At 50.6% G+C, this 14,738-nt stretch carries 14 protein-coding genes; all 14 read left to right on the top strand.

Features of this window, described 5'->3' with window-relative positions; all coding sequences use genetic code 11:
* The first annotated feature begins 92 nt into the window (after positions 1-92).
* The 14 genes from H70357_RS32575 (at position 93) to H70357_RS32510 (ending at position 14,497) form a co-directional block, all read left to right on the top strand.
* On the top strand, positions 93-299 hold the full coding sequence (locus H70357_RS32575) for a hypothetical protein (RefSeq protein ID WP_038601107.1): 207 nt from the start codon (positions 93-95) through the stop codon (positions 297-299).
* Positions 300-321: 22 nt separating this feature from the next.
* On the top strand, positions 322-1,014 hold the full coding sequence (locus H70357_RS32570; protein ID WP_038597831.1) for a hypothetical protein: 693 nt from the start codon (positions 322-324) through the stop codon (positions 1,012-1,014).
* A complete protein-coding gene (locus H70357_RS32565) occupies positions 1,011-2,228 on the top strand; it encodes a glutathionylspermidine synthase family protein (protein ID WP_038597830.1) in 1,218 nt (405 codons plus the stop codon). The genes H70357_RS32570 and H70357_RS32565 overlap by 4 nt, the downstream gene beginning before the upstream one ends.
* Complete coding sequence (locus H70357_RS32560; protein ID WP_052092753.1) at positions 2,221-2,883, top strand: hypothetical protein; 663 nt, start codon at positions 2,221-2,223, stop codon at positions 2,881-2,883. Before H70357_RS32565 ends, H70357_RS32560 begins: the two co-directional genes overlap by 8 nt.
* Positions 2,880-3,272 (top strand): DUF350 domain-containing protein, encoded by a 393-nt coding sequence (locus H70357_RS32555; RefSeq protein ID WP_038597825.1) that lies wholly within the window; start codon positions 2,880-2,882, stop codon positions 3,270-3,272. Before H70357_RS32560 ends, H70357_RS32555 begins: the two co-directional genes overlap by 4 nt.
* A gap of 95 nt (positions 3,273-3,367) precedes the next feature.
* Positions 3,368-4,381: a potassium channel family protein gene (locus H70357_RS32550; protein ID WP_038597823.1), complete on the top strand. Its 1,014-nt coding sequence runs from the start codon at positions 3,368-3,370 to the stop codon at positions 4,379-4,381.
* Positions 4,382-4,768: 387 nt separating this feature from the next.
* On the top strand, positions 4,769-5,737 hold the full coding sequence (locus tag H70357_RS32545; RefSeq protein ID WP_197073636.1) for a hypothetical protein: 969 nt from the start codon (positions 4,769-4,771) through the stop codon (positions 5,735-5,737).
* Positions 5,738-5,783: 46 nt separating this feature from the next.
* Positions 5,784-7,325: a glycan biosynthesis hexose transferase WsfD gene (gene wsfD, locus H70357_RS32540; RefSeq protein ID WP_038601102.1), complete on the top strand. Its 1,542-nt coding sequence runs from the start codon at positions 5,784-5,786 to the stop codon at positions 7,323-7,325.
* On the top strand, positions 7,322-8,863 hold the full coding sequence (locus H70357_RS32535; RefSeq protein WP_038597821.1) for a hypothetical protein: 1,542 nt from the start codon (positions 7,322-7,324) through the stop codon (positions 8,861-8,863). Before wsfD ends, H70357_RS32535 begins: the two co-directional genes overlap by 4 nt.
* Before the next feature lie 29 nt (positions 8,864-8,892).
* Positions 8,893-10,143 (top strand): glycosyltransferase family 2 protein, encoded by a 1,251-nt coding sequence (locus tag H70357_RS32530; RefSeq protein WP_038597820.1) that lies wholly within the window; start codon positions 8,893-8,895, stop codon positions 10,141-10,143.
* Positions 10,144-10,186: 43 nt separating this feature from the next.
* A complete protein-coding gene (locus tag H70357_RS32525) occupies positions 10,187-12,283 on the top strand; it encodes a cellulose biosynthesis cyclic di-GMP-binding regulatory protein BcsB (protein ID WP_038597818.1) in 2,097 nt (698 codons plus the stop codon).
* Entirely contained in the window at positions 12,273-13,127 is an 855-nt protein-coding gene (locus H70357_RS32520) for a diguanylate cyclase domain-containing protein (protein ID WP_038597817.1), read from the top strand. Before H70357_RS32525 ends, H70357_RS32520 begins: the two co-directional genes overlap by 11 nt.
* A gap of 108 nt (positions 13,128-13,235) precedes the next feature.
* Positions 13,236-14,024 carry an SDR family oxidoreductase gene (locus tag H70357_RS32515; protein WP_038597815.1) on the top strand — a complete coding sequence of 263 codons (789 nt, stop codon included), beginning with the start codon at positions 13,236-13,238 and terminating at the stop codon, positions 14,022-14,024.
* Positions 14,025-14,248: 224 nt separating this feature from the next.
* Complete coding sequence (locus tag H70357_RS32510) at positions 14,249-14,497, top strand: type B 50S ribosomal protein L31 (RefSeq protein ID WP_038597814.1); 249 nt, start codon at positions 14,249-14,251, stop codon at positions 14,495-14,497.
* Positions 14,498-14,738: the final 241 nt, after the last annotated feature.

Raw genomic sequence — 14,738 nt, 5'->3', positions numbered from 1 at the left:
GATGGACTGCGGCTCATGAAACGAAATTGTGCTTACAGCGTATCAGAAGCATAACAGTTATCAGGAAAGAAGGGTAATAAGTGGATAATGGAATGAAGGTCATCCTGTTTGAAAAAATGCCGGAAGGCGATCTGCGTGTCATCGAGGAACGTACCTGGAGCATGAATATGATTACTGCCCTGGAACATGTCAATTATATTGTTGTGGGCAGCCGGGAGTATGAGGCAGTGGAAGGACGGCTGAACGTGGACGAGGGAAAGCTGGAGCTTTTGCTGGTTCCGATGCGTGCTGAAGGATAAATTGTCAGGAAAGGAGGGGCCCATGTTGGGAAAAGATGAAAATACTAAAGAACCCGCCGTGTCCAAATTGTTCAATGCGGAAGGCAAGCCGCTGCGGGTATTGTCCACCTCGCTAGGGATTGCGCTGCTGGCCAATGCACTGTTTGTACCGGGCGGGGCGGGTGCCAGCGGCAGCTCGGGCGAAGAGCCGAAGCTTGTCTCCTGGTCCACCGAAGAGGTCAAAGCTTATTTTGATAAAAATGTAGACTGGAATATTCCGTACCCGGAAGAGCATGTGGAAGAGACCGTGCAGGAGGGCAGTGGGGTAGTAACCTCCGGCGGGACAACCGTCATTAACAATTACGGCGGTTACAGCTCAGGTTTCGGCTGGGATGATATGCTGCTGTACCACATGCTGTTTAACAGCGGCTCGTTCTACTCCTCCAGAGGCTGGTACAATGACCGGCCGACCTATTACGGAGGAACTCGGACTACCTACAAGCCGCCGACCTACAGCAGCGGCAGCTTCCAGAACAAAAAGGTAGCCGGATCTGTGGCAAAACCGAAAACCTCTACTTCCTCCACCGGCTCCATCACGAGAAGAGGGACATCCTCGAAGAAAGGCGGCATTGGGGGCACATCCAGCGGTTTAGGCTCCAGCAGTAAATCTAGCTCCTCATCGTCAAAATCGAGCGCTGGCAGAAGCTCCAGCAGCAAGAGCGGTTTCGGCGGATGAGTTCTGCAGAGAGTGTCTTTCAATTTGTGGATCAATCGGGTCTGGAACGGGCGCCAAGAGTGGAGAAGCTGCATGAGCTTGGCTTCACCTGGGCAGACCTGGAGGATGAAGAATATTGGCTTGATGCCGTTGCGGTGATGCGCGGCGAGACTTACCAGGAACTTGAAGAAGCCTCGGTCAAGCTGTGGGCTATACTGGACAAAACAGTCCGCTATGTCCACCGTAGACATGATCTATATGATTTGCTCGGCATTCCCCCCGTCCTGTGGCAGATGCTTGATGAATGCCCGCTGCCGGAGCCGGGCCGCATCAGCCTCTATGCCCGGTTCGATTTCGCCGTGGCGGACAACGGGGCGATTAAGCTGCTTGAATTGAATGCCGATACGCCTACCGGTTATGTGGAGGCCTCCATCGCTACACCCTGGATCTGCGAGCAGGCGGGAATCGCCAGCCCCAATGGAGCGATGAAGGGACTTCTTGCGGCGGCTTGGGGCACAGAACGGCCGGACACGGCAGCTTGTGTCGCCTACGGTTCCCATCAGGAAGACTCCGGCACGATTGAGGCCCTTGTGAAGCACAGCGGCCTGGATATCAAGTGCGTGGATTGTCTTGAACTATGGATTGATGAAGGGACTGTACGGGATGGAGAGGACCGGGTTATTCAGCGGATGTTCGCCCTCTATCCCAAGGAATGGATGGCGGTAGACGAAGGCGGCGATGCGCTCGCCTACGCCGTAGAGAGTGGACAGCTGGAGTTATTCAACGGACCGCACAGCATCCTACTGCAGTCTAAGGGATTGATTGCAGCGGTATGGGGGATGTATGAGCTGGGGCTGCTGTTTAGTGAGGAAGAGCGCGAAGCGATCTCCCGCTATATTTTGCCGACCTACAATAAGCCGGTATTCTCCGGGAGCTTTGTCTCGAAGTCAGTATTCGGCCGTGAAGGTGGTTCTGTACGTCTCTTCGATGACAACGGCACACTTGAGCTGCAGGACGAGGAAGGTTTTGACAGCAGTACACTATTCCCCACCGTCTATCAGAAAAGAGCCGAATTGGCCCGGATTCAGACAGCGGAAGGGGAGTTTCATCTGCTCACCGGCATGTTCGTCATTAACGGGAAACCTTGTGGCCTGCTCGGGCGGGCAGGCGGACCGATTACAGGCAATGCCAGTCATTTTATCGCGCTAGGAGTGAGGGAACTTGGAGATGAGTAAGAGTAGAAAGGTGCGGACCGGGCGCTTCGGGGTAATTCGGCTGGGCGCGGTCCTTGGAATACTGCTGTTGTCAGTGCTGCTGAGCGCATGCTCAAGCAATGAGGACAGTGTGTTTCATACAGGTACTCCTGCAGCGGAAACGACGGACAGTGTATCCCGTGTACCGTGGGATTACCGGGTAGTGGAGAGCACAGTGGGGGATTTGATCGGCAGCGACATGACGGTTTTGCCGGATAACGAGCTGCTCCCGAACGATGGCAACTATGCCACCGGGGATAAGATCTGGACATTGCAGTTCATGGATGCCGAGCTGGTTACGGATGCTGACCAGAAGAATGAGATCCGCCTGTCCGCCTGGTCCACGCTTAAATCGTATGGAGACCAGAAGACGGCTGCAGAGGATCTGAAGAATCTAAAGGTATCCATTACCACCGATGTGGATCTTGTCGGAGTCTATAAGACCAAGTTCAAGGAGAAGACAAGAAACTTCGCCGTGCTTGAGCTGCCTTCCGGCAACCGGATCAAGCAGCCGATTGACGACAAGCGTTATACAGCGCTGGAGAAAGAGAAGACAGCCTCCGTGGTGCTGGAGGAAGTGCATGATTTTGCCGATTATGATTCGGCTTATGCGAAATTTCGGGGGTGGGCCAATTGACGATTGTTATTAATTTGATAGTCAGCGTTCTGACTATCATTCTGCTTCAGGTGCTTGGCATGGTTGTATTCGGCTTGATGACTCCGTTCAAGGATATGGAGGAATTGAAGAAAGGCAATGTGGCTGTAGCTCTGGCGCTGGGAGGCAAATTTCTGGCCACAGCGATCGTACTGGGCGTAGCGGCATATACGAATACTTCTATCTGGCACATGATGTTATGGTTTGCGGTAGGTTACGTCTGCCTGATCGCCGCTTACTGGATCTTTGAACTGTTCACTCCCAATTTCAGGATTTCCGAACAGCTGGAGCAAGGGAATGTGGCCGTAGGCACAATGCTCTGCCTGGTATTCATCGGAACTGCCTTTGCCGTCAGCAGTCTGATCATTTAATTCAGCAGGCTCCCTCCAGGGGCCGGCAGACTAAGGCTGCGCGTGCCGGGTCACGGTGCGGCAGCCCTATTTAACATCGGAAGCGGGGCGGAAGGGTGCATTTTTTACTCAGAATATCCGGAAAGCTGATGCGTCTAAAGAAGAAGTCGATTGGGCTGATAATCCTTTTTTTTATTGTTCTGAGCGCAACCATCGCGTTTGTTCTGGAGCCGGGTACGTTTCATAACTGGTTCAACGCCTTCTATTGGGTCATGACTACGATGGCCACCGTTGGATACGGCGACTTTTTTGCGACTTCGGTAATGGGGAAGCTGTTCACCATATTTTTGTACGTGTTCGGCATAGGCCTGCTCAGCTTGGTCATCGGAAAGATTGTTGAGGCCATGGGAGAGGTGCAGAGAAGGAGAGGAGCGGGAACCTTGAGCTTTCACGCCGCAGATCATATTGTATTGATTAATTGGAGCCGCAAAACGCAGGCAGCCGTCGAAGAGATCCTATGCTACACACCGAAATGCAAGATCGTCATTATTGACGAATCGGGGCGTCATCCGCTGGAGCATATGGAACAGGTTCATTTTATCAGCGGCGATGCATCCAGTGATGAAATTCTGCAGAAGGCTAACATTCATGAAGCAAGGGCAGCCATTGTGTTCGGTGACAACCGGATCGACGAAGCTTCGCTGATTGACGGCAAGTCGCTGCTGATCGCTTCGAGCATTGAGCGGCTCGCGCCGCAGGTACATACTACTGTAGAGATTATGCAGGAGAAGAATATTCAGAATTTCCGGCATGTTCAGGTGAATGAGTTCGTGCTGTCGCATGATGCCATCTCCAGATTGGCTGTGCGTTCCGCCCTGCAGGAGGGGAATTCGGAAGTCATCACCCAGCTGCTCAGCCGCCAGCATGGCGACGACATTTATGAGATCCCGCGGAATCCCGCTTGGCAAACCTATGGAGATGCCTTTCAGGATCTGCTCTCGCGGGGGGCAACCCTGTTGTCCGACCACAGCGACCTAAGCATCAACCGCAAGCTTAATCAGCCCATTCCGCAAGATGCCAGATTATATATTGTGTCGGATGAGGAGACGTACCGGAGAATTAAAGGATAGAGCCATTATATGCATAAAAATGAAGCTGCCCGGGCCGGTAAATGCCCTGTAGGGCGGCTTTTGTCTATTCGGCGCATAAAATGTAAATATTTAGATATTTTTTATTGGTTTGACACATAATGATCAACATTAATCTACATTTGGTGACTTATATTACCGTTATAATAGTATCGAAACCTTAATGCTATCTCTAAAGGAAGTGATAGATTGGGAAATAAAAGCATTCAAGTTGCGGCTATTATGCTGTCTCTATGTTTATTGGCCTCCTGCAAGAGCAATGGGGAGCAGCCGATATCTTCCCCGGAGACTAGCGCGGGTTCTTTACCTTCATCCCCTACTCCCTTGAAGAGCCAACCAGCCGTCCATATAGATAAAGAGGAACAGGAGTTGTACACATTCATTGCAAAACAGCTTACGGGTCCTTATGGCGTCTATACGAATTTGCAGGACACCGACCAGACGGCAGAAGCAGCCACTGGCCACGAAGTACTAAGCGAGTCTGCTTCACTCATGATGAGGATCGCCGTACTGAGCGGCAATAAGGAGCTGTTCTCCTCAGAATGGGCAAAGGCGAAGCAAACGTTCAGTACAGAGGGCGGTTTCAGCTATCGTTATAGTCCGAAACTCCAAAAACACTACCCCCTTAATGCCGCCGTTGATGATTTACGCTTGATCGGCGCGCTATATGCAGCAGGAGACACCTTTGACAACAAGGAATACACGAACGAAGCAGCCGAATATTCTAAGATTTTTTACCGCAATAATGTAAAAGATGGATATATGTACGATTTCTATGACAATGATTTCCGGGTGACCAATGACTTTGTTACTTTATGTTATATTAATCTGGATGTCTTGCAAAATTTGTCGATAAATGACGAAATTCGCGGAATTTTATTACACAACATGAACACAATTCTCGAGGACGGGTATCTGTCAGATGAGTTCCCGTTCTATGAAACGAGATTTAATTATAAGACAGGTAACTATAGCTCGGAAAAGATCAATACGGTGGAATCGCTGCTGAGTATTCTGAATTTGGCTGAGGTGGACCGGCAGAAACCACAGAGTATCCGCTATATCAAGGAGCAGGTTGAGGCGGGAACGCTGTACGGGCAATACACCAGGGACGGCCAGCCGGCCAATGATATCCGCTCCACGGCAATTTATGCCCTTACGGCAATGATTGGCGCGGAGATCGGCGACGACTCTCTTTATAGCAGAAGTATAGAAAGAATGAACGAATTTAGAGTTACGGATACAGGGAGTGTCCTATACGGCGGGTTCGGAAATCCTGAGACGGGACAAGCCTATTCTTTTGACAATCTTATGGCCTTACTCGCTTATTCCTACTAATTTAATCTAATAGTAACGAAGGTGAACCCGCATGGATGACAACACAATGAAAATACCTTTGCGCAGAGGTTTAATCCCTGTTAATTTAACGGTAACCCCTGCTTTGACAGCGGCCATTGGCGTACTGTTCATTACAGTCTTCGCCTTGTTTACGGCTCCCTATGTGGGGATGGCCGATAACGGCGACTTTTTCCGCATCATCTACAGCAACGGCCTCTATTTCAACTTGCCGGATTATGACAGCCAGTATTTTGGCTATTTTGTTAAACAGTTCGGAATCTATCAATATTATAATGAGAACAGCTCCATGCTGGTCTCCTCCCAATCCCTCTTTATTAAGCTGGCGATCGGCGTCAATAAGCTGTTCTTCAGCAAAGAGGTCTTTGATATCCGCTTTCAGGCGGCCATTTATCTGATTCTTTATGTCGCAGCTGTTTATCTGTTAATAGAGGCTGTTACCTGCCGCATGTCCCGCAGACGGGGGATGATCACCGCGGTCATTGCGATTGTTATCTTCGGAGATACCGGCTATACGGCGTATTTCAATTCCTTCTTTGGCGAGAGCATTGTGATGATTACTATGCTGTTCATGTTCGCGTCATGGCTGCTTCTCTACCGCGGAAGATATAATGATTATGCCATGCTGGCGGTGTTTCTGATCAGTACGCTGATCCTGACGACCTCCAAGCAGCAGAATGCTCCGGTGGGCATGGTGATTTCCCTGTTCGCGCTTTCGCTTATCTGGATTCGGAAGGAACGTCTCTTCCGCTGGCTTACTATTGCTGCTGCGGCGCTGATGATGATCACGGGTGTGGCAACCTATTTGAACATCTCCAAGGAGTTCGTGAATATTAACCAATATCATGCCATGACCCGCGGGGTGATGATGCAATCCGACAATCCGGAAACGGCTCTGAAGTCCTTTGGCATCAACGAGCAATACGCGATTCTGAGGGAAAATACGTATTACGACCAATACGGCACAGTTGATGTGAAATCGGACATTCTGGAGAAGGACTTCTACAGCCAGTACGGCTTTGTCTCGGTCCTGAAATATTATCTGGCCAATCCTGCCCAGATGGGCTCTATACTGGATACTGCCGCGAAAAGCGCCTATACTATCAAGCCTGCGGCGATGGGCAACTACGAGAAATCAGTAGGTAAGGAATTTCGTGCGCAAAGCCATTTCTTCACCCTTTACAGTATGCTTAAAGAAAAGCTGGCCCCGCGAACCTTCGCCTTTATTCTCTTATGGATGGCGGTTATTATAGGGATTTTTACGCCGTCCTTTGTGACGGCAGCGAAGGCCGGGAATTTCAGAGGCCTGCAGAGACTGCTGCTGATTATAGCGACGATGCTGGTGGGGCTGTCCGGTATCTTTGTATCTATTATCGGAGCGGGCGATGCCGACATTGCCAAGCATGAATTCCTGTTTACGTTGTCGTTTGACTTGGTGACCTTCTTTACCGTATCAAGTGTCATTGGACGGGGGCTCTTCTTGAAAAAGAAAATCTCAACCGCAACTCCCGCGAGCCCTGCCGCCCCTGCAGGCGAATATCCCGTAGCCGAAAAGGGTGTGAGTGCTTGAACCGCAAGAGGATCATAGGCTTGCTGCTGGTTATATTCGCACTGCTGTTTCCGGCTCCGGTTCCCGTACATTCCGCTCCCGCTCCGCAGCAGACCCTGCTGCTGTACGACAGCTTGGCGAAAGGAACGCCCCGGGATGGCAATATCACGGAGCTTCAGCGGCTGCTGGCCGCCTACAGCACCAAAGTTACACTACTGAGTCTGGATGAATACAAGCAAGGCACACTGGCATCGTACTCCAGCGTGATAACAGTCATAAACAGTGAAGATCTTGCCATTACGAATAAGGCGTACTTAGAAGATGCGGATAATTATCCGGGGAAGGTTCTGCATGTTGGTTATAACATCCCAGTGAAGATGAAGCAGTCGCTGCAGCTATCCACGGCTGTATTTCACGGGCAATATGCCAGCCTTTCTATTGGAGAGTTCTCCGGAGTCAGCCTGAATGTGCCTGACATGCCCTATATTGCGGCGAGCAAGGCAACACACGCCTACGGCAGTTTTTCATTTCAGGGCGGCAGTCTGCAGGCGCCTTATGCCGTGAGCCGGGGACAATATACTTATGTACCCTATTTGGAGAAAGGCAATTTCAGTACTGTCGCAATGGCTTATGTACTGAAGGATTGGCTTCCATCTTCTGCAGCACCTCAAACCTATCTGGTACTGAAGGAGATTTACCCGTTCTCGGATTTTGAGCTGCTGGAGAAGACAGCAGACCGGCTCTATCAGAACGGAATTCCGTTCATTGCCAGTGTCCGGCCGGTGTTCGGCAACACCGACTTCCCGGCGATGGAGCGTTATTTGGAGGCGCTGAGAATTGTGCAATCCCGCAACGGCAGTATTGTGGTGAATGCGCCTGCGGTAAGACCGCCTATCAGCTTGAGCGACCGCTCACTGAAGGGCAAGATGAACGGGTTCATCAATGTGCTGGTGGCGGGCGGTATAGCACCGCTGGGCATTGGAGCGGAAGGATACTGGACCTACGACAAAGAGTATGCGGGGGCAGGAATGGGCTTTTTCGACTCAGCTGTGCTGTATCCGGATGAAGAAGCCCGGTATATGGAGCAGACCGACACCTCGGCGGTTTTTGCCTCCAGCCTGTACAGTGTGACGCCGGAGTTCCTCCTGAGTTTGCGGCATACCGGAAAGGCTATGCCCCAGTTACCGCTGGATACCGCAGTTGTTGTCGATCTTCCGGAGGACAACGAAGGACTGGAATCCATGCTGCATACGGTGGAGCAGAGCTGGATCTCTTTTGCCGATTATAAGCAGGGAGCCCATAAGGTAGTTACCGATACGAACACTATTGCCTCCGTAGACGGGGTCATCAGAATGGGCGGCAAGGCACTTAATGTCGGGTATGCCCCGGAAGTGGTGGACAGCGATTACCAGTATCAGAAGGAGCAGGTCAAAAGCTTCACCCGGCTGTTCAGTGCGCAAAATCAGTTTTTTATTGTGGTCATCATCATCTCTCTGCTCGTGTTCGGCAGCCTGTTGATAATCGGTTACAGGATGTACCGGAGAAAATATTTGAAATAAAGAAAATTTATCAATAGTAGGAGAACAATATGACGATATCGGATGTGCTGATGGTGATCGCGGTGATCTGCATCTGGTCGCTGCTGCTTGTGAATGTGGCTTTAATCATCGCGGGATATTTATATTACATCACAACGGAAAACGAAGATGTCCCCGAGATTAAGGGCGAGTATCCCTTTGTCAGCATCATGGTTCCTGCACACAATGAGGGAGTGGTCATCAGCAAGACCGTAGAGTCGCTCCTGGCCCTCGATTACCCGCATGACCGTTACGAGATTATCGTCATTAATGATAACTCCTCGGATAATAGTGCATTGCTGCTGGGGAACATTCAGAAAAGACATCCGCAGCGCAATCTGATGATCATTAATACGGATGCGGTCACGGGAGGTAAAGGCAAATCCAATGCGCTAAATATAGGTTTTGCCCGCAGCAAGGGCGAATTGATCGCCATTTATGATGCTGACAATACACCGGAAAGGACGGCGCTGCGTTATCTGGTGGCGGAGATTATTAACGACTCCACACTTGGTGCGGTAATCGGAAAATTCAGAACCCGCAACCGTGATGCGAGCCTGCTCACCCGGTTTATTAATATTGAGACGTTGTCTTTTCAGTGGATGGCCCAGGCGGGACGGTGGAAGCTGTTCAAGCTTTGCACTATTCCCGGCACCAACTTTATTATGCGCAGGTCTATTGTGGAGAGCATCGGCGGCTGGGATGTCAAAGCAATCGCTGAGGATACCGAGATCAGCTTCCGGATTTACATGATGGGCTACCGGATCAAGTTTCAGCCGAAATCGGTGACCTGGGAGCAGGAGCCGCAGACGGTGAAGGTCTGGTTCAAGCAGCGGACACGCTGGGCGAAAGGCAACATCTATGTAATCGTCAAGAACATTCCGCTGCTCTTCAATAAGTCGGCTGCCAAAATACGCTTCGATATCCTGTATTACTTGTCGATCTACTTCCTGCTCCTGATCTCGCTTGTGACATCGGATATCTTGCTGGTTCTCCATGCGATGGGTTATGTTCACACTACGATTGCCGGACTCAGCAGTTTCTTGTGGCTGCTTGCCATCATCCTGTTCGTGGTCGGAATCTTCATCACGCTGACGACGGAGAAGGGCGAGATGAGCCTGTCTAATCTATGGATCATTCTGCTGATGTATGTTTCGTACTGCCAGCTCTGGATGGTTGTCGCCGCTTACGGTTTATACAACTATCTTAAGGACGTCATTTTCAAACGGGAAGCCAAATGGTACAAAACCGAACGCTATTAAAGCGCCGGAGCAAGAGAAATAAGATGCACAGGAGATACGGAATATGATAAAAAAACAGATGTTGTTATGGGTGCTCTGCTTCTCCCTGCTCCTGATTCAGCTCCCTGCGGCTTCTGCCGCGCCGGCACTTCCCGGAGATGGCAGGCTGACTTATGAGACATCCTTTACCGCAACGGATACTGCCCTTTCGGGATCCAGCTCCATGCAGCAGAACTTCACAATAATGGATTATTGGAATGTAGATGAGCTTAAGATCAATCTGCATTTTCAAGTTTCGCAAATTACAGAGGAGCAGATTTCAAGTGTCACCCTGTCGCTTAACGGCAGTCCATTCTACTCGTTCAGGCCGTCACTGCAGAATAACGGGGAGCAGAGACTAAGCCTTAGTGCACCTAAAGGGTTCCTGAGAGAGGGCAGCAACGTACTGAGCATTCAAGGGAATCTGCGGACTACGACAGCAGATGACCAAATATGCTATGTTGACAACAAGCAGGGCAGCTGGCTGCATCTGTTCAACACCTCCAGTATTGCAGTGGTGTACACCCCGAAAGCACTAACCGGAGGCATTAGTGACTTCACGGAAAGGTTCTCCGGGATTGATACGTTAAACAGCAATAAGAGTCTTATTGCCATACCGGAGAATGCCAGCGGCTCCGAGTTGGAGTCTGCCACCTATGCTTTGTCGGGATTGGTAAAGGGGAACATGCTGGAAGACCGGACGATTCCGCTGCTGCCCTACCGGGAGGATACAATCAAGGATAAGGGCTTCGTGGTCGTGGTGGCGATGTACGACCATGTTCCCGCCGGACTGAAGAAGCTCTTAAGCTCCACTGAGGATCTCAGCACCCATGCCCTGATTCAGCTGGTCCAGAAGGATACCCGGCCAACGCTGGTGGTAACCTCGAAGGACGAAAGCCTGCTGATCAAAGCCGGACGGCTGCTCGCAAGCCAGGAGCTGCTCAGCCAGATCAGCAGTGATGTGAAGGCAGTTGATGCTGCCACCGAAGTTGCCGATCCGGCCTATTCCATCAGTTCGAATGTAACCTTTGCCGAAGCGGGGGACAAGCTGACCGGACCTAATCATCAGGAACGGACTTATTTTGTTTCCTTGCCCTCTAACCGTTCCATTGCCGATTCCGGTAAAATCAGTCTGGATTTCCGCTATGCCCAGAATCTTGATTTTGAGCGGTCCCTGGTTACAGTGAGCATTAATAATACGCCAATTGGCAGCAAGAAGCTGACGAAGGAGCTGGCTAACGGCGATACGCTGAATGTATCGGTGCCGCAAAGCCTGAATATTTCCGGAAACTTCTCTGTCACGGTCGCTTTTGATCTGGAAATGGCAAGTGCCGTCTGTACGCCGAATACGGAGCAAATGCCTTGGGCCTATATCGGCAAGGAATCAGCGATGCATTTAAATACAAAGGACCGCACGGAACTGCTGTTCAATAACTATCCATATCCATTCCTGCGCGATGAAATTTATAACCATGTTGCCGTTGTGCTGCCTGCTGAGATGGATGATTACTCCTATCAAAGTCTGGGCAATGTCTTCAATCTGCTTGGGCGGTATGCCGGCGGCAATACAGGAGATATCCACTACTATAGGGATGATGTAAGTGCCGATAATCTGAAGAATAACAATATCATTGCCATAGGATCCTACAAGAATAATAAGGTTATCCGGGACAATAACGACAAGCTCTATTTCCGCTACAACACGGACGGTTCAACGCTCCTCTCGAATGAGAAGATGAGTATTGAAGAGAAGTATGGTGCAGAAATCGGAACCTTGCAGCTTGTCGACTCCCCATATGAGAATGGGCGCGGGCTGCTGGCAGTAACCGGGGTTAACTCAGAGGATTATTACCTGGCCTCCAAGCTGATTTCTACCGAGAAGGATAAGTGGAAGGTGTATGGCGACGGGGTCCTCCTTGATAAGGACGGCAACGTCGGCGCTTACCGCTTCAAGACGATTACCGGTGCGGCCAAGGATTCGGTGTTAAAGCAAATTACAGCCCGCAGCGATGTGCTGGGCTTTGTGGTGGCAGTCGTGCTTGTGGTCACATTGGTGCTTGTGGCGCTGCTTCTGCTGCTTCGCAAACATTTCAAGAAACGTGGTGATCAGCGTGAGACGTAACCGCAGCGGACTGGTATCCGACCTGGGCTTTCTGGCCTTTCTGGTACTGATATTCATATGTATTGTATTTATCTCCGGTTCGCCGGATCACTATATCCAGAATATCATCATTCTGAATCTTGCGTTTCTGCTGGCGCTGGTCACCTATTTCACCACGGTAACCGCCGGGCTCACGCTGAATCTCGCCTTTATCTTCGGCTATGGTTTCTTTATCGTCTACCAGACGGTATCGCAGGGGGAAACGATCGGTGTAGACACCTATTTCTGGCTGATCATGACACCGCTGCTTACCGTAGTGTTATGGGTGTTCACTACAAGCAGCCGCGAGCTGCAGGCAGAGAACGAGCGGCTGATGAAGAAATCCGCCAATTTGGCCACGGTTGACGAGAATACCGATTTGCGGAACAGCGTGTCTTTCCAGAAGGATGCCAGCCTCTTTACAGGCATCTCCACCCGTTACAAGATCCCGCTTACGCTGCTTGTGATCAAGGTGAAATATTGGAGCGAGATCCGCCGGCTGATTCCGGATGACCAATTGTCCGAGGCCATCTATGATGTATCCCAGCTCAGCCAGTCCAGCATCCGTACCAATGATGCGCTGTATTTACTGGATAAGGACGATGCTACCTGGGGGCTGCTGTTGTTTACCGACCGGGAAGGCGCTAAGATTGTCATTGAACGGATCAAATTTAAGCTTCAGGAATTAAACGATACGGAGTTCTCCACCAAATACAAGGTAAATCTGGGATTGAAGATTGGTGCTGTGGAATATGAGGCCGAAACCATCGAGAATCCGTTTGATTTCATTGTTCAGGCCAAGAAGCAGCTCGAATATGACGTTTAATATGGAAATCCAGGACAAGCTAATAATAGTCCAAATATTCACCGTAGTTACGTCCTCGCCCAAATGGGGAAATCTTAAATTCAATCTATATTGTAAGGAGGAAGAAGAATGGATTTGGGTCTGAACGGAAAATCGGTATTTGTGGCGGCGGCGAGCAAGGGACTGGGACTGGCAACTGCTCTGGAATTTGCGCGTGAGGGAGCAAAGGTGACCATTTCCAGCCGAAACCGCCAGCAGCTTCTTGCGGCCCGGGACAAAATTGAGGAGGCGACCGGTCAGCAGGTTGCTATACTGGAAATGGATGTGACGAGCCCGGAGGATATCCGGCGGGCGGTTCAGGCTGCGGCTGAGGAGGCCGGGGGCCTTGATGTGCTTGTCACCAACGCCGGGGGGCCGCCTGGTGGAGGGTTTGCTGATATGGCGGATGCCGACTGGAACAGCGGCTTTGAGCTTACGCTGATGAGTACGGTGCGCCTGATCCGGGAAGCACTGCCATATTTGCGCGCAGCGGGTGGCGGACGTATCGTTGGCATAAGTTCCGTTTCAATTAAACAACCGATCCAGGGGCTGATTTTGTCCAATGTGTTCAGGGCTGGTGTGAACGCACTGACCAAAAGTCTGGCGACCGAGCTTGCCCCGGAGGGGATTCTGATTAACTCAGTTGCACCTGGGCGCATCGGAACTGACCGGATCATGCAGCTTGACGGCAAACGCGCCGAAGCCCGGGCTGTCCCGCTGGAGCAAGTTCAGCAGGAGGCCCTTAGCCAGATTCCGCTTGGGAGAACAGGCACTCCGGAGGAGTTCGCAAAGGCCGCCGTATTCCTGGGGTCCTTCGCGAATACTTACATTACCGGACAATGTCTTCTGGTTGACGGCGGCATGGTAAAGTCGCTGTAGAATCCGTAGAAACGGAAGGAATAGAATGCCATTTACCGGAAGAGAATAGGAATAAAAACGGGACAAAGGTTGACTCCGGGAGCGGGATCGCGTATGATGGAGTGGCGTAATTTGATCGTAGAAATTACGCATTTCCCTTCGTCTAAGTATCTTTGCTTAAATAGACCTAGAGATGGCTTCATGTTACCATAGAGCATTATTTACCCGGGAAGGAGGTTATTGCAATGAGAGAAGGCATACACCCGAAATACAACCAGGTTATCTTTCTGGATGCCAGCGTAGGCTTTAAATTCCTGAGCGCTTCTACTAAGTCATCCGGTGAAACAATGGAATGGGAAGATGGCAACACGTATCCGGTGATTCGTGTGGACGCAAGTTCCGCATCGCACCCGTTCTATACAGGTAAACAAAGAGATGCAGAAACTGGCGGCCGCGTGGACAAGTTCAAACAGCGTCTGGCACAGAAGAAATAACATTTTTCAGACAAACAGGGAGATTACGGAAGTCATGCAGATGGCGGACCGGGATCTCTTTTTTTTGTCGTTTATTGTTTGGCCGCCGCTGGGAGCGGGTAATAATAAGCAGGTGGGAAGTGGAAGGTATCAATTAACGGATGGAACGGCATGCGAATGTGTATTCCGAAAGGTAGTTGATTAACCCATGTACTATCTGAAAGGGAAGACCAAATCGAGATTGCGTCGATTGTTTTCTGGA

Source organism: Paenibacillus sp. FSL H7-0357 (assembly GCF_000758525.1).
Lineage (GTDB): Bacteria > Bacillota > Bacilli > Paenibacillales > Paenibacillaceae > Paenibacillus_AQ.
The sequence above is the reverse complement of the archived record's forward strand: the minus strand, read 5'-3'. Positions and strand labels throughout refer to the sequence as shown.

Excerpts from the sequence above, each read along its gene's own strand:
- H70357_RS32575 (WP_038601107.1), top strand. The coding sequence starts at position 93 with ATGAAGGTCATCCTGTTTGAAAAAATGCCGGAAGGCGATCTGCGTGTC.
- H70357_RS32525 (WP_038597818.1), top strand. The coding sequence starts at position 10,187 with ATGATAAAAAAACAGATGTTGTTATGGGTGCTCTGCTTCTCCCTGCTC.
- H70357_RS32515 (WP_038597815.1), top strand. The coding sequence starts at position 13,236 with ATGGATTTGGGTCTGAACGGAAAATCGGTATTTGTGGCGGCGGCGAGC.
- H70357_RS32560 (WP_052092753.1), top strand. The coding sequence starts at position 2,221 with ATGAGTAAGAGTAGAAAGGTGCGGACCGGGCGCTTCGGGGTAATTCGG.
- H70357_RS32565 (WP_038597830.1), top strand. The coding sequence starts at position 1,011 with ATGAGTTCTGCAGAGAGTGTCTTTCAATTTGTGGATCAATCGGGTCTG.
- H70357_RS32530 (WP_038597820.1), top strand. The coding sequence starts at position 8,893 with ATGACGATATCGGATGTGCTGATGGTGATCGCGGTGATCTGCATCTGG.
- wsfD (WP_038601102.1), top strand. The coding sequence starts at position 5,784 with ATGAAAATACCTTTGCGCAGAGGTTTAATCCCTGTTAATTTAACGGTA.
- H70357_RS32510 (WP_038597814.1), top strand. The coding sequence starts at position 14,249 with ATGAGAGAAGGCATACACCCGAAATACAACCAGGTTATCTTTCTGGAT.
- H70357_RS32570 (WP_038597831.1), top strand. The coding sequence starts at position 322 with ATGTTGGGAAAAGATGAAAATACTAAAGAACCCGCCGTGTCCAAATTG.